Raw genomic sequence first — 24,188 nt, forward strand, 5'->3', positions numbered from 1 at the left:
TCCGTTCACTTCTTTGCTGCTTGCTTCTTCGCTTTGGCGGTCTCTGCAACCCATTTACCACCGGTATAAAATGCCCGCCATCCGGTCGCTTTGCCGTCTACTTCCGTCATAACATACTGCTCTTTTGTTTTCCGGCTGTAACGTACGATGGTGGGATTTCCCTCATCGTCAGCGACTGGTGCACTAAACAAAAAGCTATATTTCGGGTCGATCTCATTTTTGTGTGGCAACAGTTCGGCCACCTTAGGCGCACGGGTCTCCCGTTTGCGGGGAAACTGACTGGCAGCAAGAAACAGACCGGAGGCACCATCACGCAGAATGAAGGTGTCATCAACATTGTCGCACTGCAGCTCTGGCATGGGTACAGGATCCATTTTCGGCGGAGCCGCTTCACCATTTTTCAATAATTTACGCGTGTTTTTGCAAGTTTCACTGGTACAACCAAAGAACTTACCGAAACGCCCCGTTTTCAGCTGCATCTCTGAACCGCACTTATCACATTCCAGTACTGGCCCATCATAGCCTTTAATCTTAAAGCTACCTTTTTCCACTTCAAACCCAGGACAGTCCGGGTTGTTGCCACAGATATGCAACTTACGCTGCTCATCAATCAGGTAGCTATCCATCGCCGTATCACATATCTTACAACGATGCTTATTACGCAGAATCCGCGATTCCTCTTCATCGTCGCCGTCAACACTGACCACTTCATCGCCATGAATCAGGTTCATGGTGGTTTTGCAACGCTCCTTCGGCGGTAACGCATAGCCGGAGCAGCCCAGGAAAACCCCGGTGGTGCCGGTGCGGATCATCATCATCCGGCCACAGGAGGGACAGGGGATATCGGTTTCTGTCGGCGCATTCAGCCGCATACCCGAATCTGGATGCTGAGCCTGTAACAACCGGTTACTGAAACCTTCGTAAAACTGGTTCAACAGCATTTTCCAGTCGGCATTACCGGTGGCGATATCGTCCAGCGACTCCTCCATCCGTGCGGTAAAACCGAAATCCATCAGGTCGGTAAAGTTTTCTACCAGTCTCTCGGTGACGATATCACCCATTTTCTGGGCATAAAACCGGCGGTTCTGAACTTCAACATAGCCACGATCCTGAATCGTCGAGATAATCGAGGCATAGGTCGAGGGACGTCCAATGCCCCGCTTTTCCAGCTCTTTTACCAGGCTGGCTTCAGTGTAACGGGGGGCAGGCTTGGTAAAATGCTGTTTCGGATCCAGCTGTTGTAACTTCAGCAGATCCCCCTGCTGCACATCCGGCAAAATGATATCTTCATTTTTCCCCTGGCTGTTCATCACCCGGGTATAACCATCAAAGCGCAGAATCCGGCCTTTGGTTCGCAATTCAAAGTCACCCGCTGTCACAGTGATGCGGGTACTTGTGTAAAGTGCAGGTGTCATCTGACATGCCAGAAACTGGCGTCGGATCAGTTCATATAGCCGCTCAGCATCCCGCTCCATCCCGTTCAGTGCGGTCGCCTCAAGCGTGACATCGGATGGCCGAATCGCTTCGTGCGCCTCCTGAGCCCCCTCTTTGCTGCTGTAAGAGTTAGCCGTTTCCGGCAGATACTTACTGCCAAAGTTATCACTGATATAATCCCGACATGCAGCAACCGCCTCTGCACTGAGGTTGGTCGAATCGGTACGCATATAGGTGATATAACCCGCTTCATAGAGCCGCTGGGCCATCATCATAGTTTTCTTCACCCCAAACCCCAGCCGGGTGCTGGCCGCCTGCTGCAGGGTCGATGTGATAAAGGGGGCTGACGGACGGCTACTGGTAGGCCGGTCCTGACGATTTGTAACCCTGAACTGCTGCTGTTTCAGTTGTTCCAGGTGTGCATCGGTCTCTGCTGCGCTGACCGGACGGAAGCTCTGATTCTGAAACTTATCTACCTGCAGGCGCAGCGCTTCCTGCTTTTCAGACTCAACGTCGGCATGCAGCTCCCAGAACTCTTCAGGAATAAAACTGCGAATCTCTTTTTCTCGCTCGACCAGCAAGCGAACCGCAACCGACTGAACCCGTCCTGCGGACAGCCCCCGGGCAACTTTCTCCCACAGCAGCGGTGAAACCATGTAACCAACCACCCGATCAAGGAAGCGCCGGGCCTGCTGGGCATTGACCCGATTGAGATCCAGCTCACCGGGCTGCTTAAACGCTTCCTGAATCGCTTTCTTGGTTATCTCGTTAAATACCACTCGTTTGTAACGACCGTCTTCGCCGCCGATGGCTTCCCGCAGATGCCAGGCAATCGCCTCACCCTCGCGGTCCAAATCGGTTGCGAGATAGATAGTGTCTGCATCTTTTGCCAGTCGCCTTAACTCATCAACAACTTTTTCTTTACCCGGCAGAATTTCATAGCGGGCATCCCAGCCATGTTCGGGATCAACCCCCATACGGGCGATCAGCTGTTTTTTACTTTTCTCGGCTTTGTGCAGGAGCTTCTCTTCGGGAGACATTTTGCGGGTTAACGCGGCCTGACGAGCACGCTCTTTAGGGTCTGAGCCGGCCCCGTTACCCGAGCCACTGGTGGGCAGATCACGAATGTGGCCCACACTCGATTTAACCACAAACTGGTTACCCAGATACTTGTTTATGGTTTTCGCTTTGGCAGGTGACTCAACAATAACTAGGGACTTTCCCATATAAATACAATCCTTAAAGGACAAGGTGACAATACAAAACAGCGTGCATATATAAGGGCTGTAACCAGCAGGGTCAAGCTTCCGCCAAAAAAAACACGCAAATTGATCAACAATATTGGCTAATAAAGGTATGTTTCTGGTAGCTTAAATACAGTATGCTGCCGCCATTATGAGCCTGTTACTTAATTACAACTACCTGAGAATATGTTGCAAGACAACCTGATTTTTCTTTTTTCTTTGATCGGCATAGGATTTGTTGCGCTACTGGTTAATAATTTTTTTTCCACCAGAGAGCAGCAACAGGAATATCGTACAAAGCGATTGAGAGAGCTGAATAAGGCTTCTGGAGAAGCGCTGGAAACCCTTGCCATCCTCAGGGAGGCAAACTGCCGCTCTGAGATTATTGATGCATTAAGCGGCTACGTGGTCAGCATGATTGGAGAGATCTCCATGCTGGCTCCCGACTCTGATCTGCTGCAGGATATCAGCGCCCAGAAGGAGAGCACCGACCGCGTCAACCCGGCGCCCGGGGGCTTTAACAACGACCGGGCACTAAAAAAAGCCCAGATCCATATTCAGCATGCAGAAAAACTCTGTATTGAGATGGCCCAGGCAGGAAAACTCAGTGTTTCACGGGCAAAGCAGTTTCAGCATGACCTCTACTGGCTGCATGTGTCTGTCTTTGTCGATGCCCACATTCATCAGGGCAACTACTACCTACAACGGGATGATAAGTTACTGGCCATGTCCCACTACAAACATGCCAAAGCGATGATTGCACGGGCCAATGTACCGCAAAAACAGAAACAGGATTATATCGATACCATCAGAGACCTGCTTAACCAGGCACGCCCCAGCAGCGCCATGGCGGCGGGAAATCTGGCGGCATCACTTGCAGAGCTGACCGCTAAAGAGGGCAAAGAGGAGCAGGGCTAGGGCTTAAGCTGGCCGCAGAAAACGAAATCTGGGGACCACCGAACCATCGGTAACCGTCACATTTTCAGTGAACATCGATAACGGCCGCACCCATATATCCCGTTCGCCATAACAGGGCTGGTAAACCACCAGCCACTCCTCTGTCTCAGAATGTCTGGCAAGATGTAATACCTGATATTCCGCGCCCTTATAATGCTGATATAAACCGGGTTTAACTGTCATAAAACCTCCTCTGTCAGGTCAGAATTGCTGATCAATAAACGGCTGCAGTAAATCCTTTAACTGTTGCAAAGTATCTTCATCGCCCTTTTCGTCCCAGTACAGTGATATATGAACCGGAGTCGATTCAATCGACGAAACCCCCGCCGGTAGCTTATCGATTAGCTGATTAAGGAACACCAACTGCTGCTCATTAAGACTGCGCTCCCCTGTTCCCCAGCACCAGCCTTCGGGCAAGCCTTCATTTGCCACAGCGGTCTGACGGAAGATCTGCCATTCGGTAAAGTTTTCTCTGTGCTTTTTTTCCAGGTTATAACGGGGTAAGCGATAAGCAGTGGCGTTCAGTACCTCCGGCTTTACCTGCCCCGCTGCCCGGGGTGGTGTAACGCGTACTATCTGCACCTGAAATCCCTGACGGGAGGCCTGTTGTCTGAGTTTTGCCAAAAAACGCTGCCGGGGACTCGGCATAACCCACATCATCGACCCCAGTAATGACATCATAATCAAAACGATAATGGCCCACTTCATATTTGATCCTCAACAAACTCATTTGACCCTGGTCAGAATTAAAACCAGGAACTGTATGCTACTCTCTTAAATAGAAAGCAAAAGGAGATAACCCCATGTCCCTATATAAACATATACTAGTGGCGACCGACCTGTCTGAAGAGTCTGATCAGCTGATCGGCAAAGTAAAACAGCTGGCTGAATGCACCAGCGCAGAGCTGTCTCTGATCCACGTGATTGAGCCCCTGAGCTTCGCTTATGGCGGTGATGTGCCAATGGATCTGACAACTATTCAGGCGCAACTGGATGAGCATGCCCAGAGCAAAATGACCCGTTACTGCAAACAGCTGGATTATCAGGTTAAGCAGTGCCATGTGGTCTCAGGACACACCGAAACTGAGGTTCACCGGGTTGCAGAAGAACAGGGATGCGATCTGATTTTAGTCGGAAGCCATGGCCGCCATGGTCTGGCGCTGCTATTAGGCTCCACCGCGAACGGTATACTTCACGGTGCCAAGTGCGACGTACTGGCTATCCGGGTTAAAGCTAAGGAGTAGTATTTACTACTCCCATGCGCTAACGACTGACAGTTACAGCATCGCCTCTAATTCAACCCAGCGCTCCATGAGCTCTTCAAGCTGGGTTTCTTTACTCTGCAACTCAGCCAGCCTGGTGGATACCTGTTGGTGGTCTCCGGTGTAAAAATCCGGCGCACTGGTCTCCAGATGCAGTTGTTCAATCTCCCCTTCCAGCTGCTCTATCTGCCCGGGAAGGAGGTCCAGCTCCCGTTGTAGTTTGTAGCTGAGCTTTTTCTTTACCGGCGTACTGGCAACCGTCTGTTCGACCACCGTCTCAGGTCTGTTGTCAGCTTTGGATACAGGGGGAGCAACAGTCTCTGAGCGCTGTCGCAGCCAGTCTTCATATCCACCAACATACTCCTGAATCCGCCCTTCGCCCTCAAACACCAGGGTCGAAGTGACCACGTTATCCAGAAATGCACGGTCGTGGCTTACCAGCAACAGGGTGCCTTTGTATTCCAGCAGAATCTCCTCCAACAGTTCCAGCGTTTCAATATCCAGATCGTTGGTCGGCTCATCCAGCACCAGCAGATTTGATGGCTGACTGAACAGTTTCGCCAGCATCACCCGGTTACACTCACCACCAGACAGCGCTTTAACCGGGGTACGGGCCCGCTCAGGAGAGAACAGAAAATCACTCAGATAACTGATGATATGGCGAGATTTTCCATTGATGGTAATACTTTCCCGCCCTTCGGAAATGTTATCGATAATGGTTTTCTCAGGGTTCAACTTACCTCTCAGCTGATCAAAGTAGGCAATATTCAGGCTGGTACCCAGCTTAACCGTCCCCTGATCAGGCACCAACTGTCCCAGCAGCACCTTTAACAGGGTACTCTTACCAATACCGTTAGGCCCGATCAGGCCGATACGATCCCCCCGCTGGACAGAGAGCGTCAGATCGCTGATTACCGGCTCATTGTTGTAGTGATGGCTGACATGATCTACTTCGATAACGATCTTACCGGAACGATCCGCCTGCTCGACCTGAAACTTCGCTTTACCCTGTAGCTCACGCCGCTGTGAACGCTCTACACGCAGATCCTTCAGCGCTCTGACACGTCCCTCATTACGGGTCCTTCGCGCTTTTATGCCCTGACGAATCCACTTTTCTTCTTCAGCCAGACGCTTATCAAACAGCGCGTTATGACGTTCCTCCTCTTCCAGCAGCTTTTCTTTTTGCGTCAGATAGGCAGAATAATTGCCGGGGAAGGAGGTCAGATGACCACGATCAAGCTCAACAATACGGGTCGCCAGTCGTTCTACCAGCGAGCGGTCGTGGGAGATAAATAGCACACCCCCACGAAACTCCATAATCTGCTTTTCAAGCCACTCTATAGTTTCGATATCCAGGTGGTTGGTGGGCTCATCCAGCAGCAATATATCCGGCGACTGTACCAGAGCAGCCCCCAGCGCGGCCCGACGGCGCCAGCCTCCCGAAAGTGCAGACATCTGCTGCTCACCATCCAGCTCAAGACGTTCCAGAACCTGCTGAATCTTCTGTTCCAGATGCCAGCCATCGACCTGTTCAATCTGATGTTGCAACCGTTCCAGTTCGGCCATATCTGCATCGCTGTGGCTCATAGCCAGGGTTTGATAGCGATTCAGCAGATCTACGGTTTCAGCGCAACCTGAGGCAACCACATCGCTGACCCGGCGCTCATCAGCGGCTGGCAACATCTGAGACAACTCGGCAACACGGGCACCACCATCCTGCCAGATATCACCATCATCTGTTGGCTGATGCCGGGCCAGCACTTTCAGCAACGTTGATTTACCCGCGCCATTAATGCCCACCAGAGCAACCCGTTCACCTTTATCGAGTTGAAAGTCGATATGATCGAGTAGTTGTTTATCGCCAAACGCGACAGAGACCTTATCCAGTCTGATCAGAGCCATGCTTAAATCCACCAAAATCGTTGGCCGCATATTCTACAGAAAAACCTTAGCAGCGTGATACGCAAAGAAAATATATTTATAGTTATCCTTAAAGAACAGGGAGATACCGCTGACACTGTAAAAATTTCACCAAACCGGGATATATTTCTCTCGAGTTTACGCCACCATTGCCGCTATGATTGGGTAACAGTGATCACCGAAATATGGATATATGTTTTATATTATGAGCGCCACTAAACTGTCCCGGATTATCTGCAGCGCTTTTCTCTGTTCAGTCATGACCAGTGTACCCTGCCTTACCTATGCCGATTCAACTGCGCAAACAACCAGTGAACCACAACAGCTTTATCTGCAGGCCCTCAAGATGCTGGAGGGAGATGACCTGGAAACGTTTTACCAGCTTAAATCCCGCTTAACCGACTACCCTCTGTACCCCTATCTGGAGCAGCAGGAGCTGATTCATAACTTCGACACTGTCGCTCAGCACCATATAAACCTCTACGCTAAACAGTACGAAGGGGTTCCCACGGTGTACCCGCTGCAGCAGAAATGGCTCAGCTATCTGGCGGAAAACAAACGCTGGAAACCCTATATCACTGCATATCAGAGCGCCGGGGTTAATAGTGAGCAGTATGAGTGCAACTATCGCTATGCGTTATTGCAAACCGGTCAGCCCCGCCTGGCCGTGAAAGAGATTGAGAGCTTATGGAATACCGGTCACTCCATCTCTAACGCATGCGACCCGGTGTTTAAACAGTGGATGACTCAGTATCACGCCCCCTCCAGCAAGCTGGCATACCAGCGGTTCTGGAAAGCGGTTGACCATGATAACTTCAGGCTGGCCCAGTATCTGACGCGGTTTATCAAACAGAAACAACAGAAACAGGCGACCGAGCGGTTCTTCGCCGTTCGCAAAACTCCCTCACTGGTACAGGATCCTGCCTATCTGCCAGGCGATAATCTCGCTAGCCAGACAACCTATCTGTATGGTATCGACCGACTATCGAGAAAAAGCCCGCAGGCTGCCACACAGGTATGGTTAAAGGTTCGCCCGAAGCTTTCCTTCAGCCCGGATGATCAGCAAACACTATCGCGCAACCTTGCACGACGCCTGACCTACCGCCCGGACAAACAAACAGACAAGCTGCTGAGTCAGCTAAACCATCCCCATGACGATGAGATTCAGGAGCGCCGCATCATGCTGGCACTGACCGATCTCAACTGGAAAAAGGTCCACCAGTTGATTAGTCAATTACCTGTCGAAAGTCAGCAGGATGAGCGCTGGGTCTATTGGAAAACGCTTTCCGCCAGTCATATTGAGGGGCTCAAACCCAGCTACTCGGATGCCTTTGTCAATCTCAGCAGAGAGCGCAGCTATTACGGTTTACTGGCGGCCCGCACCCTGCAAACCGGTTTTCGTCTCAACCCACAACAGGACCGGGTCCCTGAAACAACGGTTGCTCAACAGCAAGATCTCCCGGCGATGCAGCGTATCCACGAGCTGTATCAACTGGATGAGCGCTACCTGGCCCGCAGAGAGTGGAATCAGATGACCCGCGACTACGATGCTGATCAACTTCGTATCGCAGCCACCGTATTGCACCGCTGGGGCTGGCACAATATGGCGATCATCGGTGTCGCTCAGGCAAAATACTGGGACGACATAAGCCTGCGCTTCCCAATGCCCTACTCTGAAACCTTTTCCAGGCTGGCAGGCAAATACCGCATCGACACCAACTGGGCTCGAGCCATCGCCCGTCAGGAGAGCGCTTATCAGCCTCACGCCCGCTCCCGCGTCGGGGCCCGGGGGCTAATGCAGCTGATGCCCAAAACAGCTAAAACAACGGCGAAGCACCACAATGTTCCCTACAGCAACAGCAGCGATCTGTATCAACCAGAAACCAACATAGCGCTCGGGGTTGCCTACCTGGCCGACATGCAGGAAAAATTCGACAACAATCAGATCTATGCCACCGCAGCCTATAACGCAGGCCCTCACCGGGTGAAACGCTGGTTAAAAGAGCGGGGATCGCTGCCAGTTGATATCTGGATAGAAACCATTCCGTTTAACGAAACCCGTCGCTATGTGATGAACGTAATGGCCTATCACGCGGTATACAGGACCCTGGCAGGTCAACCCTCACATATACTGGAAGGACAAACAGCCTTCCGTGTTGCGCTGCAAAATTCAACCGGAGCGACCCAGGCGGAACAGCTCAGAGACTTTATCAGGATTAACAGTGATAACACCACAACCCGTTAACAACGGCAGTCTCAATGAATAAAGCCCACTTCTCTCTCACAGATATCGGTATTAATCTTACCGATAGCGCCTTTGATGCCGACCGTGAAACGGTGATTCAGGAGGCTGAAGCGGTTGGAGTCAAACGGATGCTGATCACCGGCACCACTGCCGCCAGTAGTGAGCAGGCGATCAGTCTTTGCCGGCAATATCCCGATCAGCTGTTTTGCACTGCCGGGGTTCACCCTCATTACAGTAAAGAGTTCACATCGACCACCCGGGAAACCCTGACAGACTTGCTCAAACAGCCGGAAGTTCGCGCGGTGGGTGAAACAGGGCTGGATTTCAACCGCAATTTCTCCCCGCCAGAACAACAGATCCGGGCCTTTGAGCAACAGCTGGAGCTGGCTGCCGAATCGGGCCTGCCACTATTTCTGCATGAACGGGATGCTCACAGCCGTCAGGTTGAGATGCTCAGGGACGCCAGAGATCAGCTCTATGGAGGTGTTGCCCACTGCTTTACCGGCAACCGCGAAGAGCTCTATCACTACCTCGACCTTGATCTCTATATCGGTATTACCGGCTGGATCTGCGATGAGCGCCGGGGAAGCGAGCTATTACGCCTGGTCAAAGAGATCCCTGCTGACCGCCTGATGCTGGAAACCGACGCCCCCTACCTGCTGCCGCGTGACCTGAAACCCCGGCCTAAAAGCCGCCGTAATCTGCCGTTATACCTGACACATATTCTCGAACAGGTCGCCCGGCAGAGAGACTGCGACCCACAACAGCTGGCGCAACAGACTGAGATCAATTGCGAGAGACTCTTCCGGTTTAATCAGACAGATACTTAAAGACGGGCGATAAAACGGCCGACGTCCTGGTGATCAAAGGGCCAGCGCAACTCTTCACCACTGACCTCATCCACCAGCACGGGAATGAGCAGCGCGTATTTTTCCAACAGCGCATCGTCATAGGCGATATCCACCTCATCCAGCTGATGCAACTGCGGATCCATAGAATGGATGAGAATGTCGGCGGCTTCATCGCACAGATGACACCCCACACTGCTCATAAGTAAAAACTGTCGCATTAAGTCTCTCTATCCTCTTCGATTCTGCTTTTTGGTACCGGACACTTTGGTTGTACTGCTCACCGGGTTGATTATATCGTAATTGAAGGATCTTTTACGGAGATCTCTCCCCTAGCCAGCCACAACCGGATACCGTCGGCCATATCGATACAGATTAAAGAAAACTGCAACATTCCGGTGATATATTTTCGGCGGCATAGCACAAAGAACCCAATCAATCTGACTAAAGTAGGGCAATAGAAGCTTGCTGCGCCGCATCAAGTTGTCTATGCTCAGGGTCTCTGTTTGAAAAATAGCCGGAGCAATCTAGTCAAGTGCATAACCTGCCGGCCCGTCAGACAGTTATACAATTTTAGCCCGTTACCAACTCGCGATAGCCCACCATAGAAGTTGGCACCGCATACTCAAGGCAGGCTCCAGAAAGAAGGCAGTTTTATGGAAAATAACAGCAACATCCTCTCCAACCCGCAAGAGTTTATCAACTATCTTAATCAGGAAAGCAAAAAAGTTCTGGAGATCTATTCTCAGGGGAAAAGCGAAGATATGTTTAAGCAGTTTACGCAGTCCTGGACCGAACTGGCAGCCCGCTCTTTCGAAGACCCTTCAGTATGGGTTCGGGCGATTACAGACTATCAGCAAGCACAGATCAACCTGTGGCAGAATATCCTGACCGGAAAGTCGGTGGAGAAGCCCGTTGCTGAGCCACAGAAAGGCGATCGCCGTTTCGCCGCTGAAGAGTGGAGCCAAAACCCGGTTTTCTCTTACATAAAGCAATCCTATCTGCTGACATCAAACCTGCTCAATGATATGGCGGCCAACGCTAAACTAAGCGATAGCGAGCAGAAAAAGCTTGAGTTCTATACTCAGCAATATACCGATGCCATGTCACCGACCAACTTTGCACTGACCAACCCTGAAGTGCTGCAACAGGCATTGGAAACCAAAGGACAAAGCTTAATTGATGGCCTGCAAAATCTGCTGGGCGATGTGGAAAAAGGTCGTATTACCATGACCGATGAAGCCGCATTCACTCTGGGTGAGAACATTGCTACATCAGAGGGTGCCGTTGTTTTTGAAAACGAAATGCTGCAGCTGATTCAATATAAGCCTTCTACTGAACAGGTATATAGCCGCCCGACGTTGATCGTCCCACCCTGCATCAACAAGTTTTACATACTGGATCTGCAGGAGCATAACTCCTACGTTAAATACTGCGTCGATCAGGGCATGACAGTTTTCCTTATCTCCTGGGTCAACCCAACAGTGGAACAGCGTGGTATCTCCTGGGATGATTATGTTGAAAATGGCACCCTGAAAGCGGTTGAGGCGGTCAAGAAGATCACTGAGCAGGATAAAATCAACTGCGTGTCATGGTGTATCGGCGGCACTATTCTGGCCTCCACGCTGGCCGTCATGGCCAAGCGCAAAGATGAATCCATAGCTTCAGCCACATTCCTGACCACCCTGACCGACTTTACCGATCCGGGTGATCTGAGTGTCTTCATCGATGAACAGCAGGTTAAGCAGCTGACTCAGAAAGTCGATGATGAAGGTCTGCTCAACGGCCGCAACCTGGCAACCGCATTCAACATGCTGCGTTCTAACGATCTGGTATGGTCCTATGTTGTTAACAACTATCTCAAAGGCCAGAACCCGGCTCCATTCGATATCCTTTACTGGAACTCAGACTCGACCAACCTGCCAGCTAAGATGTACAACTTCTATATCAACGAGATGTATATCAACAACAAACTGGCTCAACCGGGTGGTCTGACGATTTGTGGCGAATCCATTGACCTGCGCGATATCAAGATTCCGGTTTACTTCCTTTCCACTATTGAGGATCACATCGCCCCCTGGAAAGGTACCTTCAAAGGTACCGAGATGATGCAGGGTAAGATTGAGTTTGTACTGGGCGCCAGCGGACACGTAGCAGGGGTTATTAACCCGGCTTCCAAGAACCGCCGTAACTACTGGACCGGCGGCGAGCTGGGTCAGGGCCCTGATCACTGGCTGGAAACCGCTGAACGTCAGGAGGGCAGCTGGTGGCCAAACTGGGCCAAGTGGCTTAAACCCAAGGCGGGCAAGAAGGTTGATGCGCCGAAAGATTACGGTAACGCAGAGTTTAAAGCGATTGAAGCGGCTCCCGGCCGTTATGTTGCCAGTCGCGTTGACTAATCAGCGAAACCACCGATAATAAACCGGGGCCTGCGCCCCGGTTTTTTTATTCCTGCTTCTCAGACCTGCGACTGACACCCTTTGAAACCACTTGCCACACTCTCTTTACAGGAAAGCCGTCAGATTCTCGCCCTGGCTGTTCCTATCCTGATTGCTGAACTGTCACAAGCCGCCATGGGATTTATTGATACCCTGATGGCGGCCCGCTATGGCGCAGAAGATCTGGCTGCCGTCGCTCTGGGTTCCGGCATCTGGCTGCCTGTGCTTATCTCGCTGGGCGGTCTGCTGATGGCGATCACCCCCATGGTTGCCAACCATGCGGGCAGTGATCAGTTGCGCAGAACCCGGCTGATATTCCATCAGGGGGTGCTGATTGCGCTTTTCGCCGGAGCATTCGCCTGGCTGATACTCCGCAACATGGAGGTGGTTCTCGATCTGATGCAGGTAACCGGTAGCCTGAAAATAAAAACCCTGGGTTATCTGGATGCCCTTTCCTGGGGAATACCGGGGATGATGCTCTATCAGGGGGCTCGCAGCTACTCAGAGGGGCTGGGTAAAACCCAGCCACTGATGAAGATCGCTCTGTTCGCCCTGCTGTGCAACATTCCACTCAACTACCTGCTGATCTACGGCAAACTGGGTTTTCCCGAGCTGGGGGGTGTTGGCTGCGGCTGGGCAACCACCATAGTAATGTGGATTATGGCACTCTCAAGCGGCTGTTACCTTCGCTACTCCCGCCATTTTCGCTCTCTCTATCTGATCACCCTGCCCCGGCCCAGAGCAAACTACCTGCTGACCATATTGCGCATCGGGATACCGATCGGATTTACACTGCTGATCGAGGTCAGCATGTTTACGGTTATCGCCCTGCTGATTGCCCGGTTGGGGGAGATTGTCATCGCCGCGCATCAGATCACCCTCAGCTTTACCGGCATGGTGTTTATGATCCCCCTCAGCATCGCCATGGCCCTGACAATCAGAATTGGACAGTTTAATGGCCGTAAAGACCCGCTTAGCGCCGCTATCACGGCCCGTAATGGCTACGCCCTGGTGTGCTGCAGCTCGGTTATCAGCTGCACACTGATCGCTCTGCTGTCGATGCAGATAGCAGCTATGTACAGCGACAATAGCGATATCATCCAGCTGGCCAGCAGCCTGCTGCTGATCGCCGCAATTTTTCAGATACCGGATGCGATTCAGGTGGCCAGCGCAGGCATCTTAAGAGGTCACAAAGATACCGCCGTGCCACTGATGATCGTATTTACCGCTTACTGGCTGATTGGTCTGCCTTTGGGATACCTTCTGGGACTTACTGATCTTATCGTTCCGGCAACCGGAGCCCGGGGTTTCTGGCTGGGTATGATCGCTGGACTGTCTGTTGGCGCTATACTGTTACTATTGCGCTATCAGACCATTAAACCAAGATGCAAACGTCCCACAGGTTCCTGATAATCCTGATCGCCACGGTCCTGCTCCAGGGCTGTGATCAGCGCCCCGTCGAAACAATGCTGGAGCGCTACAGCGACCGGGTGGCCAACAGCCTGGACAGTGACACCAGGCTTGACCTGGATATTCAGCTGCCACTGCCTGCCTACCCTCGCCGCCGAGAACGGATACGGCCGGTAACAGACCTGCGCCAGGGGCTGATTGAAGTGCTCAACCTGCGCCACTGCCAGCTCCTCAACCTGATCGCTGAGCGCAACAGCTCTCTGGGAAAAGTGATGCCCCCCTCCCGGCAGCTGGTCTATGAGGTACGCCTGCTCTCCGGTCTGGGAAGTTGCCGACAAACTTTGCAGCGGTCTCAGACAGCAGATCCACAACTGATCCATCAGGTTGAAAAACTTTATCAAATAAAAAAACACGACTTCGAAGCAGCGCTCTGGAACGGCATTTTTACCAGCGAAGCGATGGAACGAAACTTTTCCCGCTCTGAACCAGCCCTGCCCCTGAACGATGACGACGGTTTCAGTCAGAGCCGCCAGGCATTACTCATACTGAATCAGGTTGCTACCCTGAACAGCACAATCGATGCAGCGCAGACAGAATGGACTGAACCGGATTACCTTGATCAGCTTGAACCTCACTACCAGGCCCTCTCTACTCTGCGTTTCGGCAGCCGCTGGTTGCGATCGGTCTATCTGATCACCCACACCCTCGAACACACCGCTGGCGTGATAGAAGCCAGACTCAGAAGAAGGCCCCTCTGCTTTAACAAAAACGCGACTCCGAAAGCATTAATCGTGAAAAACGTTTTCAGCAAATACTATGCTGGCGAGCTACAACCCTACATGTCCAGAATTGATCGCGAAGGCAGGGAGTGGCTGCAGCTGAACCGCCGCCTGCTGAGTAATTTCAACCATATCCCCCCCGCGATGCAACGCTATCAGAGTCAGGTTATCGATGCGGATGCCCCTCTGTGGCAGAACTATATAGCGGCGAGAGATCGCCATACTAAGGCCTGGCAACAGCTACTCAGCCAGTGCAATCTGATGCCGGGTAGTTAATCGCCTGACAAACACCATTTTGAGTAAATAATACAGGTGTTGTGATCTTCCCTGTGAAACAATAAAGTTACTCTTTATTTTTTAAGCGGTTAACCGTGTCCAGAGATCTACAGTACAGACCCAGAAACAGTTCTGCAGGCCGGTTTTCCAGCCTGGGATTGCTTGCAGGCCTGATTCTGCTATCACTTACCTATACGCTCTTCGCCGCTCCTGAATTCAGCGTACTGATGTCAGACGCCCAGATCAAAAAACTGGGCCAAAAGTATGGAGAGATGGCCGAACGACGGCTACAGAGCTGGCAGAATCTGATCAAAGAGATAGCAGACCTAGATGAAGATGAAAAACTCTTCCGGGTAAACCGTTTTTTCAATCAGATGGAGTTTGTCGATGATATTATCCACTGGCACCAGAAAGATTACTGGGCCAGCCCGGTGGAGTTTCTGATAACCAACGGGGGCGATTGTGAAGACTTCTCTATCGCTAAATACTACACCCTGCGTCAGGTCGGCATCCCGATAGAAAAACTCAGCATCGCCTATGTTAAAGCACTCAGACTGAATCAGGCGCACATGGTGTTAACCTATTACGCCACACCAAAATCAACACCACTGATACTGGATAATCTGATACCCGAGATAAGACCGGCCAACCGGCGGCCCGACCTGCAACACGTATACAGTTTTAACGGTGACAACCTCTGGCTGTCAAAAAAAGGCCGGCGCAGCACACTGGTGGGTACCTCTGATCAGCTGAAACCCTGGGTACAACTACAATCACGAATGGAAAATCAGGATTACTAATCCTGATCAATGAGCAGATGAGGAATCAACAATGTCTATCGTTAATCAGTTAATGGCCGCCGTGTTAGCCGTACTGATCGGATTGGCTTCAGGCACAGTATATCTGATGTCGGATAGTTCCAAGGAGATGCTGATCCATCAGCTTGAGTCTCATGGTCAGGATACCGCCACCCACTTAGGTCTCTACCTGGCCCCCTATATGGCCGCCCATGATACCGCTGCCATCGAAACCACCGTTAATGCAATTTTCGACAGCGGTTTCTATCAGCAGATCCGGGTAGTGGATGCCGACAACCAGCCTCTTTTCGTCAAAAGCACCGATGCCCATATCAGCGATAGTGTACCCGAATGGTTTGTCCACCTGGTGGAGATAACCCCTCCTGAGATGACACGGGAGATAACCAATCAGTGGCAGAAAGCAGGCTCAATCTTTGTTCAGAGCCGCGCTGGCTATGCCTATGAGCAGCTGTGGCGCGGAACCGAGCAAACGTTTATCTGGTTCGTGGTGCTCTCTCTCTTCAGCATGGTCTTTATCAGCCTGCTGATGCGCTACATACTGAACCCACTGAAAGGGGTCGAAGAGCAGGCCCAGGCGCTGTCCCAGCAAAAATATATCGAACAGAGCCGCATTCCCGGAACCCGGGAGCTGAAGCAGGTGGTTCTGGCGATGAATATGATGGTACACCGGGTTCGCACTATGTTTGATGAACAAGCGAAAAATATTGAAGAGATACGCCGCACTGCCTATCAGGACGACCTGACAGGCCTTGCCAATCAGCGGGCGACCTTCACTCAGCTGAATGAGCGTATCGATTACCGCAGGGACTTCGGCCATGGTCACCTCATCCACCTGCAACTGGCCGATCTGCAGGAACTGAATAATCAGCTGGGGATAGAGAAAGCCAATAACTTTATCCGTGCCTGTGCCGGACAGCTGAATGAACTGGCGCGGTTAACCGAAGGCCCGGTCATCGGCCGAATCAGCATTTCAGAGCTTATCCTGCTCACAGACATGACCAATCAGGACCAGTTGGAAAGAGAGCTGAATAAACTGGCTGACAGCCTTAAAGACACCTATCAGCAGCTGAATGACAATCGTAGAGGGGACGCCCCTTTCTTTATCGGCGTTGCCGCCTATTCTGAACAGGGCAGTTCCAAAGAGCTGCTGGTTAACGCCCGACAGGCTACCGGAAAGGCCCGTCAGGACAACGCCACTATATTCTGCAGCAGCGCCACTAACACAGAGCAACAAAACAGCTGGCATCAGCATGTCAGCAGCCGGATTGTCAACGGTGATATATTTCTTCAGGCCCAGCCCGTTAAATCGATTTCTGATAGCCCGACGGTGATTCATAACGAGATTTACGCCCGGATTCTCAATCAGGAAAATCTGCCCTGCATGGCCGGTGAGTTTATCAGCGTTGTGAAACAGTTGAATCTACTCACCGCGCTGGACCGATCAGTGCTCAATGCCGCTATTGATCGCCTTGAACAGCAGCCAGAGCAGGCCCTGGGCGTCAACCTGAGCAATGAATCGGTTCGCGACACAACATTTTGTGACTGGCTTATCAGTAATCTGAGCAGGTTGCCCAGACCAGAACAGCTGTGTATCGAAATCAACGAGACATCAGTTCTCAACAACCTGAGTCGCGTGGCGCTGTTTCGCGACCAGCTCAAGCAGGCCGGCGTGCGCTTTGGGGTGGACAATTTCGGCATCAACCCTGCGGGCTTCAGCTATCTGTATACCGTCCATCCTGACTACATTAAGATCGATGGCTCTCTGATCCGGGAGCTGGACAGCAGCGCAGAAGACCGGTTCTTTGTCAAAAGCCTGGTCACGGTCGCTCACAGTCTCGATATACAAGCCTATGCTGAACATGTTGAGCGGGACACTCAGCTAAGCGCGTTGCACCAGCTGGAAGTGGACGGCGCGCAGGGCTGGATCCACGGCAAGCCTGCCGAGCTCTGAACCCAGACTCTGACAACAGCTACAAAAAAACCGCCATAAAGGCGGTTTTTTATAACGGAATATTATTAACCACGCTTGGTCAGCAACATCTCCAGCTTATTGTTAAGGCGATCTTCCTTCTCCTTAACCTTCTGTCTGGCTTTCTCTTCCTGCTGTTTTTGCTGACGCAGCTTATTGATCTCTTTCAACTGCTGTTTAGCATGCTCAGCTTCAGACTCGCTGACCTGACCGGCGGGCTGGCCATCCAGACCGATACGGTCAGCGCCCTCTTTCAGGCTGCGAAAATAGTAGGGAGAACGAACATATGACGCCAGCGCCCGTTTAATCTTGTTTTTCGCTAACTTCTCATCAGCAATCAGATCTTCCTGAATCCCTATTTTCAATGGCCGCATATTTTCCCGATTGAAAACATCAGGATATGCATCGCATAGCAGCTGTAAAGCGGCCTGGTTAGCAGCCCGGTTTTTGGAACGGGTACGGGATTTAGATTTATCCGTTGTCTCTGTTGCTGTCACAGTAAGTTTCTCTCAACCATTTATCATTGACCCTGCGGGCCTTAATTTACATTTGCCCTGACGCCAGGTGAGCAAGTCACTCGCCTTTGCGGATCAGGTAAAAAAAACGATCATCTTCCATTTTCTGGTCCAGCAGTTCATGCCCCAGAAAGGTACAGAATTTTGGCACATCACGCTGAGTTGACGGATCCGTTGCTGTTAACTGCAACACCTCACCTATAGCCATTTCACGTACTTTATTGTGCAACAGCATTACCGGTTCCGGACAGAACAGGCCGGTTGCATCCATAACCTGATCCGCTTTAACTTCCACCATCTACTCCACCTCGACTACATCGGGAGACATATTGTCGCAAATTCAGCGGTATAGAAAAACCCATCTTTTTAACTGATAACATTTTACCTGCTTCAACAGTGCTATTATATTGAAATAAATGAAAATAATTTTCTTCAGTTAACGGAGAGCAAAGATGATTCGAGTACTGATTGAGCGCCATATTGCCGACGACCTGGCTGAACACTACGAAAAAGCCGCCCGCAATACCCTGCAGGTAGCGACGCAGGCGCATGGTTTTATCTCCGGGGAGTCATTAAAAAACAGTTTTGATCCGAATCACCGGGTTGTAATGGCGACATTTCGCACCATTCAGGACTGGCAACGCTGGTTCTCTTCTGAAGAGCGTAAGCAGATCATGGAGGCGATTATGCCGATGCTGGAAACAGAAGAGAAAATCACCATTCTGGAACACTGACAAATAAGCAGGCCTGTTACAAAACGGCCTGCTGTGGTTATCTGCGCCAGAGGCAGCGTGTTACCCTGATAACGGCTGCTGTGCGCCCCGTCCTACTGACCGTAGTGATCTGACCGTCGCACATGCACCGTTATCTCTTCACGATCATGATACAGATGCTTGGCCGCAATACGGTAGTGAATACCCGCGCTATCCATCTCCTGCTGCAGATACCCCAGACAGTGCTTCACCTCAGGGTAACGCTGCTTCATCGGTAACTTGAGATTGAAAATGGTTTCCCGGCACCAGCCTTCAACCAGCCACCGGGTCATCAGCTTTATCACCCGGGTCGGCTTATCAACGATATCGCATACCATCCAGTCACAGGGCTTGTGCGGCTGATAGGTGAAGGCATCTTCAGTCAGATGTTTAACCTGTCCGGTCTGCATAAGAGACTCCGCCATCGGGCCATTATCAATGGCGGTGACGAACATATTCTGGTTCACCAACTGCCAGGTCCAGCCGCCTGGTGCGGCACCCAGATCGACCGCCCGTTTACCACTACTGATATAGTGATGCCACTGCTGTTCAGGAATAAACCAGTGCCACGCTTCTTCCAGCTTCAGGGTCGAGCGGCTGGGAGCCTGATTGGGAAATTTCAGGCGCATAATCCCCATCGGCCAGGGGGCTGAGTTGGCAACCGGGACATAGCCGATATAGAAACTACTGCCGGACAGGGCAAAAATATGCATCCGGTTAGCCGCCTTGCGCTGCAGAACTCCCTGTTTGCGCAAAACCTGACTGAATGCCGAACCAAAGCTATTGCAGAACCGCTGCATCTCACGACCATCAGTAGTATCAGCAGGTTCTACCCATAACTCGTTGCATTGCGGCAAACCACTCACATGCGGCATCAGCGAACCGATGCGGTCTTCCGTATTAATACTCTCAAGTAGTGGCAGACAAGCTATCCACTGACGCACAAAGATCAGATCATGAAACTGTAGCGTCTCAACCGCCAGTGAAGCGCCATCGGGCTGATGGCTGACAAACAGGGCGTAACCGCTGTTCTCTTCAAGCTTACAATAACCGTAGATACCCTGTTGCTCACACAACTCCCGCACCTCGGCCGCGCACTCTTTTTCGAAGCCCGGACGGCAATAGAGTAAAAGGTGATTCACAACGGTGTACCTCAATGATGGCGGTTGATAATTTTCAGGGTGGATTCTACTGCATCAGCGATATGTTCGTCCTGAGTAATTCCGGTTATTTTTCTCGGTTTTAAATCGTGGTCTCCATCTACAAGCCAGTGCAAAGCCACTGAGCCTGAAAGCCGATACTCATCTACCACCTCTTTTCGCCCCAGATTATCCCGGCACCCCTGAAATATATGTATCGGCTTAGAGACAGAGAAAAGGTGCTCAATTCTGGGACGATCCTGTTTTCCGGGTGGATAAAACGGATAGCCATAGACAAAACACCCCGTGACAGCGGGATGATCCGCCAGCATGGTAGCCATCCGCCCGCCCATAGATTTCCCTGCCAGCCAGAGCGGCAGACCATCATGACTAAACTGCTCTATCAGTCGGGTGAAATATTCCAGCAATACTCCCTGCCGGTCCGGAGGACGCTTCTTGCCATCAATACGGCGCTTCTGCATATAGGGGAATTCAAACCGGATAACCTCAACACCATCTGTCGCAAGCGCTGCTGCCAACTGAGTCATAAACAGGCTGTCCATTGGCGCACCGGCACCATGGGCCAGCAATATCCGGGCTTTCTCAGCCCTGCCCTCAATAATCATTCGTCGCCCTCAGATCAGAAATACCGTTAATTATGCGACAAATCCGGCTTGATCCATATCAAGAAAAGCCAAATTAGTAACTTTTGATACTGGCTTGATCTATATCAACCTTTGACAAAAACAGTACTAAACGATGATCTCCTCATACACCCAAACGTACAACAAAAACCAATATATTCTTTATATTCAATAACTTAAAAATAACATCAAAACAAATAAATATTTTAATATGATGAGATTTACACGTTTTGCACTGCGGCACTATGTCGCAACTAATACCGTTGACGCATTGAAATGTGACCGTTGTTTCCACATAATAGCCAGCGGAAATTTACTTTCTAAACCTTTCTAATAGCTTGTTGATGAGAGCCTGATATGAGCACAGCAGCTGAACACCCAACCTACAATTACAAGGTGGTGCGTCAATTCGCCATCATGACAGTGGTATGGGGCATCGTCGGAATGGCCGTGGGCGTGTTAATCGCATCCCAGTTAGTATGGCCTGCACTAAACTTTGATACTGCCTGGCTGACATACGGTCGCTTGCGTCCGTTGCATACCAACGCAGTTATCTTTGCATTCGGAGGCTGCGCACTGTTCGCAACCTCTTACTACGTCGTACAGCGTACGAGCCAAACCCGTCTGATCTCTGACAAACTGGCGGCCTTTACTTTCTGGGGCTGGCAGCTGGTTATTCTGAGTGCAGCGATCACCCTGCCACTGGGCTTTACTCAATCTAAAGAGTATGCCGAGCTGGAATGGCCAATTGATCTGCTGATCACTGTCGTCTGGGTGGCCTACGCTATCGTGTTCCTGGGTACAGTGAAGATGCGTAAGACATCTCACATCTACGTGGGTAACTGGTTTTACATGGCATTTATCCTGACAGTGGCAGTACTGCACATTGTTAACAGCGCAGCGATGCCTGTTTCTCTGTTCAAGTCCTACTCTGTATATCCAGGTGCTGTTGATGCGATGGTTCAGTGGTGGTATGGCCACAACGCGGTAGGTTTCTTCCTGACTGCGGGCTTCCTGGGCATGATGTACTACTTCGTACCGAAGCAGGCTGAGCGTCCAATCTACTCTTACCGTCTGTCTGTCGTTCACTTCTGGGCTCTGATCGCAACCTACATGTGGGCTGGTGGTCACCACCTGCACTATACCTCCCTGCCTGACTTCGCTCAGACTCTGGGTATGGTGATGTCCCTGATCCTGCTGGCGCCTTCCTGGGGTGGTATGATCAACGGTATGATGACCCTGTCTGGTGCATGGCATAAGCTGCGTACCGATCCGGTACTGCGCTTCCTGGTTGTATCTCTGTCTTTCTACGGTATGTCTACCTTCGAAGGTCCGATGATGTCTATCAAGACCGTAAACGCTCTGTCCCACTACACTGACTGGACTATCGGTCACGTACATGCGGGTGCTCTGGGCTGGGTTGCGATGATCTCTATCGGTGCGGTTTACCACATGATTCCTAAACTCTGGGGTAAAGCTCAGATGGCAAGTATCGCTCTGGTAAACACCCACTTCTGGCTGGCTACTATCGGTACTGTTCTGTATATCTGCTCTATGTGGGTAAACGGTATCCTGCAAGGTCTGATGTGGCGCGCAGTTAACGAAGACGGCACCCTGACTTACAGCTTCGTAGAAGCACTCGAGGCGAGCCATCCTGGTTTCTTCGTCCGTGCGCTGGGTGGTGCATTCTTCCTGACCGGCATGCTGCTGATGGCATTCAACGTCTGGCAGACTGTTCGTAAAGGCAGCACAGCTCCTGCAGCTGACGCATCTGCGCAGACAGCTTAAGGATCAGAGGAGCACATAAAATGATCAAGCATGAAACGATTGAAAAGAACATTGGCCTGATGATCCTGCTGATTATCCTGGTAATCAGTGGTGGTGGTCTTGCTGAAATCGTACCTCTGTTCTTTGCGAATGCGACTACCAAGCCGATTGAAGGCCTGCGTACGTATACTCCTCTTGAACTTGAAGGCCGTGATATCTTTATCCGTGAAGGCTGCTATGTATGTCACTCACAGCAGATCCGTCCTTTCCGGGCAGAGACTGAGCGTTACGGTCACTACTCAACGGCTAATGAATTCGTATGGGAGCATCCGTTCCTGTGGGGTTCTAAGCGTACCGGTCCGGACCTGGCCCGTGTAGGTGGTCGTTACAGTAATGACTGGCACCGTGCACACCTGTTCAACCCACGGGATGTGGTACCTGAGTCCAAGATGCCCGCTTATCCATGGCTGTTTGAAAACAAACTGTCTGGTGAAGATACGGCTGCCAAGATGCGAGTTCTCGCTAAACTGGGTGTTCCATACACCGAGGAAGATGCTAGCAAAGCACGGGAACAGGTTGAAGGCAAGGCAGAGATCGACGCCCTGGTTTCATACCTACAGGCACTTGGTAAAACCCACTCTCAATATACCAATAAGCGGTAATTCGAGTGAGCTACGAAGTTTATGGTCCATATCTGCCCGCAGTGATGATTATCACCTTTATCGCGCTGTTTATCTGGGTGCTTTTACCGGGTAACCGCAAGCGATTTGATGAGGCATCACAACTGCCCTTTGCCGATGAGGATGAGGGGCCTGCAAATGCAGATGAGACCAATGACGGGAGAAATGAAAAATGAGTGCTTTTTGGAACGCATGGGTATGGGCAATTACCCTGGCAGTGATTCTGGGTTGTTCCTGGTTGCTGCTTGCCACGCGTAAGAGCGAACCACACAAGGAAGCTACAGAGGAAACTCTGGGGCATTCTTTCGACGGTATCGAAGAGTATGACAACCCACTTCCGGGCTGGTGGTTTCAGATGTTTGTGGCCACTGTTATCTTCGGTATTGCCTATCTGGGTCTTTACGGCCTGGCTAACGTAAAAGGTTTTTACGGCTGGACTTCTATAGGTCAATATGAAGAAGAGATGGCGCACGCTGAAGAGGTTTACAAGCCTGTTTTTGCTAAATACGCTGCCATGTCTGTTGAAGACCTGCAGAACCAGCCTGACGGCCTGAAAATTGGTCAGCGGATGTTTGCTAACAACTGCTCTCTGTGTCACGGCGCTACCGGTGCCGGTGCTCACGGCTTCCCTAACCTGACCGACAGTGACTGGCTGTACGGTGGCGCTCCTGCCACTATCAAGCAGACTATCACCAACGGTCGCCAGGGGGCTATGCCAGCCTGGGGTCCGGTACTGGGTGAAGAGGGTGTACGTGATGTGACAAGCTACGTATTGTCACTGAGCGGTGCAGAGCACGATGCTGATATGGCTGCGCGCGGTAAGCAACAGTTCCAGGCTCTGTGTACTGCATGTCACGGCGCTGATGGTAAGGGAACCCAGGCTCTGGGCGCACCAAACCTGACCGACAACACCTGGTTGTATGGCGGCTCTTTCGAGCAGATCAGCCACACAATCCGTACCGGTCGTAACGGTGTTATGCCAGCACACAAAGATCTGCTAAGCGATGACAAGATCACTCTGATCGCCGCTTACGTATACAGCCTCTCTAACAAGTAAGGTTCAGATCAATAAAAAAGGCGATATGATGCAA

At 51.3% G+C, this 24,188-nt stretch carries 23 protein-coding genes; 14 read left to right on the top strand and 9 right to left on the bottom strand.

Features of this window, described 5'->3' with window-relative positions:
- Positions 1 to 5 precede the first annotated feature (5 nt).
- The gene (topA, locus tag BMY09_RS06435; protein ID WP_091355560.1) at positions 6 to 2,660 is read right to left on the bottom strand and encodes a type I DNA topoisomerase; all 2,655 of its coding nucleotides are present in this window, start codon (positions 2,658 to 2,660) and stop codon (positions 6 to 8) included.
- Between the two features lie 204 nt (positions 2,661 to 2,864).
- On the opposite strand from topA, the gene BMY09_RS06440 reads away from it, so the two are divergent.
- Positions 2,865 to 3,596, top strand: coding sequence for a hypothetical protein (locus tag BMY09_RS06440; protein WP_091355565.1), 732 nt, complete (start codon positions 2,865 to 2,867; stop codon positions 3,594 to 3,596).
- A 3-nt stretch (positions 3,597 to 3,599) separates the two neighbouring features.
- Here BMY09_RS06440 and BMY09_RS06445 read toward each other — a convergent pair whose 3' ends face one another.
- Positions 3,600 to 3,818, bottom strand: coding sequence for a DUF1653 domain-containing protein (locus BMY09_RS06445; protein ID WP_091355568.1), 219 nt, complete (start codon positions 3,816 to 3,818; stop codon positions 3,600 to 3,602).
- An 18-nt stretch (positions 3,819 to 3,836) separates the two neighbouring features.
- Positions 3,837 to 4,343 carry a hypothetical protein gene (locus BMY09_RS06450; protein ID WP_091355570.1) on the bottom strand — a complete coding sequence of 169 codons (507 nt, stop codon included), beginning with the start codon at positions 4,341 to 4,343 and terminating at the stop codon, positions 3,837 to 3,839.
- 95 nt (positions 4,344 to 4,438) lie between these two features.
- On the opposite strand from BMY09_RS06450, the gene BMY09_RS06455 reads away from it, so the two are divergent.
- Entirely contained in the window at positions 4,439 to 4,879 is a 441-nt protein-coding gene (locus BMY09_RS06455; protein ID WP_091355572.1) for a universal stress protein, read from the top strand.
- 33 nt (positions 4,880 to 4,912) lie between these two features.
- Here BMY09_RS06455 and BMY09_RS06460 read toward each other — a convergent pair whose 3' ends face one another.
- Complete coding sequence (locus BMY09_RS06460) at positions 4,913 to 6,799, bottom strand: ATP-binding cassette domain-containing protein (protein WP_091355575.1); 1,887 nt, start codon at positions 6,797 to 6,799, stop codon at positions 4,913 to 4,915.
- A 223-nt stretch (positions 6,800 to 7,022) separates the two neighbouring features.
- Here BMY09_RS06460 and BMY09_RS06465 point away from each other — a divergent pair, with 223 nt between their 5' ends.
- On the top strand, positions 7,023 to 9,062 hold the full coding sequence (locus tag BMY09_RS06465) for a transglycosylase SLT domain-containing protein (RefSeq protein ID WP_175483457.1): 2,040 nt from the start codon (positions 7,023 to 7,025) through the stop codon (positions 9,060 to 9,062).
- A gap of 14 nt (positions 9,063 to 9,076) precedes the next feature.
- Positions 9,077 to 9,892: a TatD family hydrolase gene (locus BMY09_RS06470; RefSeq protein WP_091355579.1), complete on the top strand. Its 816-nt coding sequence runs from the start codon at positions 9,077 to 9,079 to the stop codon at positions 9,890 to 9,892.
- Here the strand turns inward: BMY09_RS06470 and BMY09_RS06475 are convergent.
- Positions 9,889 to 10,131 (bottom strand): glutaredoxin family protein, encoded by a 243-nt coding sequence (locus tag BMY09_RS06475; RefSeq protein WP_091355581.1) that lies wholly within the window; start codon positions 10,129 to 10,131, stop codon positions 9,889 to 9,891. The two genes, BMY09_RS06470 and BMY09_RS06475, sit on opposite strands and share 4 nt — an antisense overlap.
- A 435-nt stretch (positions 10,132 to 10,566) precedes the next feature.
- Between BMY09_RS06475 and BMY09_RS06480 the strand changes: the two genes are divergently transcribed.
- The 5 genes from BMY09_RS06480 to BMY09_RS06500 all read left to right on the top strand — a co-directional run bounded on the left by BMY09_RS06480 (position 10,567) and on the right by BMY09_RS06500 (position 17,582).
- Positions 10,567 to 12,309, top strand: a complete 1,743-nt coding sequence (locus tag BMY09_RS06480) for a PHA/PHB synthase family protein (RefSeq protein WP_091355582.1) — start codon at positions 10,567 to 10,569, stop codon at positions 12,307 to 12,309.
- Positions 12,310 to 12,390: 81 nt separating this feature from the next.
- Positions 12,391 to 13,758 (top strand): MATE family efflux transporter, encoded by a 1,368-nt coding sequence (locus tag BMY09_RS06485; protein WP_245756515.1) that lies wholly within the window; start codon positions 12,391 to 12,393, stop codon positions 13,756 to 13,758.
- A complete protein-coding gene (locus BMY09_RS06490; RefSeq protein WP_091355585.1) occupies positions 13,734 to 14,813 on the top strand; it encodes a DUF3080 family protein in 1,080 nt (359 codons plus the stop codon). Before BMY09_RS06485 ends, BMY09_RS06490 begins: the two co-directional genes overlap by 25 nt.
- Before the next feature lie 227 nt (positions 14,814 to 15,040).
- Positions 15,041 to 15,613 (top strand): transglutaminase-like cysteine peptidase, encoded by a 573-nt coding sequence (locus tag BMY09_RS06495; protein ID WP_091356239.1) that lies wholly within the window; start codon positions 15,041 to 15,043, stop codon positions 15,611 to 15,613.
- A gap of 31 nt (positions 15,614 to 15,644) precedes the next feature.
- Positions 15,645 to 17,582: a bifunctional diguanylate cyclase/phosphodiesterase gene (locus tag BMY09_RS06500; RefSeq protein WP_091355587.1), complete on the top strand. Its 1,938-nt coding sequence runs from the start codon at positions 15,645 to 15,647 to the stop codon at positions 17,580 to 17,582.
- A gap of 65 nt (positions 17,583 to 17,647) precedes the next feature.
- Here BMY09_RS06500 and BMY09_RS06505 read toward each other — a convergent pair whose 3' ends face one another.
- Together BMY09_RS06505 and tusA are read right to left on the bottom strand one after the other, a co-directional pair.
- The gene (locus BMY09_RS06505; protein ID WP_091355590.1) at positions 17,648 to 18,097 is read right to left on the bottom strand and encodes a ProQ/FINO family protein; all 450 of its coding nucleotides are present in this window, start codon (positions 18,095 to 18,097) and stop codon (positions 17,648 to 17,650) included.
- Between the two features lie 76 nt (positions 18,098 to 18,173).
- Entirely contained in the window at positions 18,174 to 18,413 is a 240-nt protein-coding gene (gene tusA, locus BMY09_RS06510) for a sulfurtransferase TusA (protein ID WP_091355593.1), read from the bottom strand.
- A 154-nt stretch (positions 18,414 to 18,567) separates the two neighbouring features.
- On the opposite strand from tusA, the gene BMY09_RS06515 reads away from it, so the two are divergent.
- Complete coding sequence (locus BMY09_RS06515) at positions 18,568 to 18,849, top strand: antibiotic biosynthesis monooxygenase family protein (RefSeq protein ID WP_091355595.1); 282 nt, start codon at positions 18,568 to 18,570, stop codon at positions 18,847 to 18,849.
- Positions 18,850 to 18,941: 92 nt separating this feature from the next.
- Here BMY09_RS06515 and rlmM read toward each other — a convergent pair whose 3' ends face one another.
- Together rlmM and BMY09_RS06525 are read right to left on the bottom strand one after the other, a co-directional pair.
- Positions 18,942 to 20,009 carry a 23S rRNA (cytidine(2498)-2'-O)-methyltransferase RlmM gene (gene rlmM, locus BMY09_RS06520; protein ID WP_091355598.1) on the bottom strand — a complete coding sequence of 356 codons (1,068 nt, stop codon included), beginning with the start codon at positions 20,007 to 20,009 and terminating at the stop codon, positions 18,942 to 18,944.
- An 11-nt stretch (positions 20,010 to 20,020) separates the two neighbouring features.
- Positions 20,021 to 20,632, bottom strand: coding sequence for an alpha/beta fold hydrolase (locus tag BMY09_RS06525; RefSeq protein WP_091355601.1), 612 nt, complete (start codon positions 20,630 to 20,632; stop codon positions 20,021 to 20,023).
- 375 nt (positions 20,633 to 21,007) lie between these two features.
- Between BMY09_RS06525 and ccoN the strand changes: the two genes are divergently transcribed.
- From ccoN to ccoP, 4 genes are read left to right on the top strand one after another with little or no spacing between them, the layout of a single operon-like run.
- Entirely contained in the window at positions 21,008 to 22,438 is a 1,431-nt protein-coding gene (gene ccoN, locus BMY09_RS06530; RefSeq protein ID WP_091355604.1) for a cytochrome-c oxidase, cbb3-type subunit I, read from the top strand.
- Positions 22,439 to 22,458: 20 nt separating this feature from the next.
- Entirely contained in the window at positions 22,459 to 23,079 is a 621-nt protein-coding gene (ccoO, locus tag BMY09_RS06535) for a cytochrome-c oxidase, cbb3-type subunit II (RefSeq protein ID WP_091355607.1), read from the top strand.
- 5 nt (positions 23,080 to 23,084) lie between these two features.
- The gene (locus BMY09_RS06540; protein ID WP_091355610.1) at positions 23,085 to 23,273 is read left to right on the top strand and encodes a cbb3-type cytochrome oxidase subunit 3; all 189 of its coding nucleotides are present in this window, start codon (positions 23,085 to 23,087) and stop codon (positions 23,271 to 23,273) included.
- The gene (gene ccoP, locus BMY09_RS06545) at positions 23,270 to 24,154 is read left to right on the top strand and encodes a cytochrome-c oxidase, cbb3-type subunit III (RefSeq protein ID WP_091355614.1); all 885 of its coding nucleotides are present in this window, start codon (positions 23,270 to 23,272) and stop codon (positions 24,152 to 24,154) included. The genes BMY09_RS06540 and ccoP overlap by 4 nt, the downstream gene beginning before the upstream one ends.
- Positions 24,155 to 24,188 lie beyond the last annotated feature (34 nt).

It is taken from the genome of Amphritea atlantica (assembly GCF_900111095.1).
In the GTDB taxonomy this organism is placed as follows: Bacteria; Pseudomonadota; Gammaproteobacteria; order Pseudomonadales; family Balneatricaceae; genus Amphritea; species Amphritea atlantica.

Excerpts from the sequence above, each read along its gene's own strand:
- BMY09_RS06525 (WP_091355601.1), bottom strand. The coding sequence starts at position 20,632 with ATGATTATTGAGGGCAGGGCTGAGAAAGCCCGGATATTGCTGGCCCAT.
- ccoO (WP_091355607.1), top strand. The coding sequence starts at position 22,459 with ATGATCAAGCATGAAACGATTGAAAAGAACATTGGCCTGATGATCCTG.
- BMY09_RS06445 (WP_091355568.1), bottom strand. The coding sequence starts at position 3,818 with ATGACAGTTAAACCCGGTTTATATCAGCATTATAAGGGCGCGGAATAT.
- BMY09_RS06470 (WP_091355579.1), top strand. The coding sequence starts at position 9,077 with ATGAATAAAGCCCACTTCTCTCTCACAGATATCGGTATTAATCTTACC.
- BMY09_RS06475 (WP_091355581.1), bottom strand. The coding sequence starts at position 10,131 with ATGCGACAGTTTTTACTTATGAGCAGTGTGGGGTGTCATCTGTGCGAT.
- ccoP (WP_091355614.1), top strand. The coding sequence starts at position 23,270 with ATGAGTGCTTTTTGGAACGCATGGGTATGGGCAATTACCCTGGCAGTG.
- BMY09_RS06495 (WP_091356239.1), top strand. The coding sequence starts at position 15,041 with ATGTCAGACGCCCAGATCAAAAAACTGGGCCAAAAGTATGGAGAGATG.
- BMY09_RS06515 (WP_091355595.1), top strand. The coding sequence starts at position 18,568 with ATGATTCGAGTACTGATTGAGCGCCATATTGCCGACGACCTGGCTGAA.
- BMY09_RS06490 (WP_091355585.1), top strand. The coding sequence starts at position 13,734 with ATGCAAACGTCCCACAGGTTCCTGATAATCCTGATCGCCACGGTCCTG.
- BMY09_RS06450 (WP_091355570.1), bottom strand. The coding sequence starts at position 4,343 with ATGAAGTGGGCCATTATCGTTTTGATTATGATGTCATTACTGGGGTCG.
- BMY09_RS06465 (WP_175483457.1), top strand. The coding sequence starts at position 7,023 with ATGAGCGCCACTAAACTGTCCCGGATTATCTGCAGCGCTTTTCTCTGT.
- BMY09_RS06455 (WP_091355572.1), top strand. The coding sequence starts at position 4,439 with ATGTCCCTATATAAACATATACTAGTGGCGACCGACCTGTCTGAAGAG.
- tusA (WP_091355593.1), bottom strand. The coding sequence starts at position 18,413 with ATGGTGGAAGTTAAAGCGGATCAGGTTATGGATGCAACCGGCCTGTTC.
- ccoN (WP_091355604.1), top strand. The coding sequence starts at position 21,008 with ATGAGCACAGCAGCTGAACACCCAACCTACAATTACAAGGTGGTGCGT.
- BMY09_RS06500 (WP_091355587.1), top strand. The coding sequence starts at position 15,645 with ATGTCTATCGTTAATCAGTTAATGGCCGCCGTGTTAGCCGTACTGATC.
- BMY09_RS06460 (WP_091355575.1), bottom strand. The coding sequence starts at position 6,799 with ATGGCTCTGATCAGACTGGATAAGGTCTCTGTCGCGTTTGGCGATAAA.
- topA (WP_091355560.1), bottom strand. The coding sequence starts at position 2,660 with ATGGGAAAGTCCCTAGTTATTGTTGAGTCACCTGCCAAAGCGAAAACC.
- BMY09_RS06440 (WP_091355565.1), top strand. The coding sequence starts at position 2,865 with ATGTTGCAAGACAACCTGATTTTTCTTTTTTCTTTGATCGGCATAGGA.
- BMY09_RS06480 (WP_091355582.1), top strand. The coding sequence starts at position 10,567 with ATGGAAAATAACAGCAACATCCTCTCCAACCCGCAAGAGTTTATCAAC.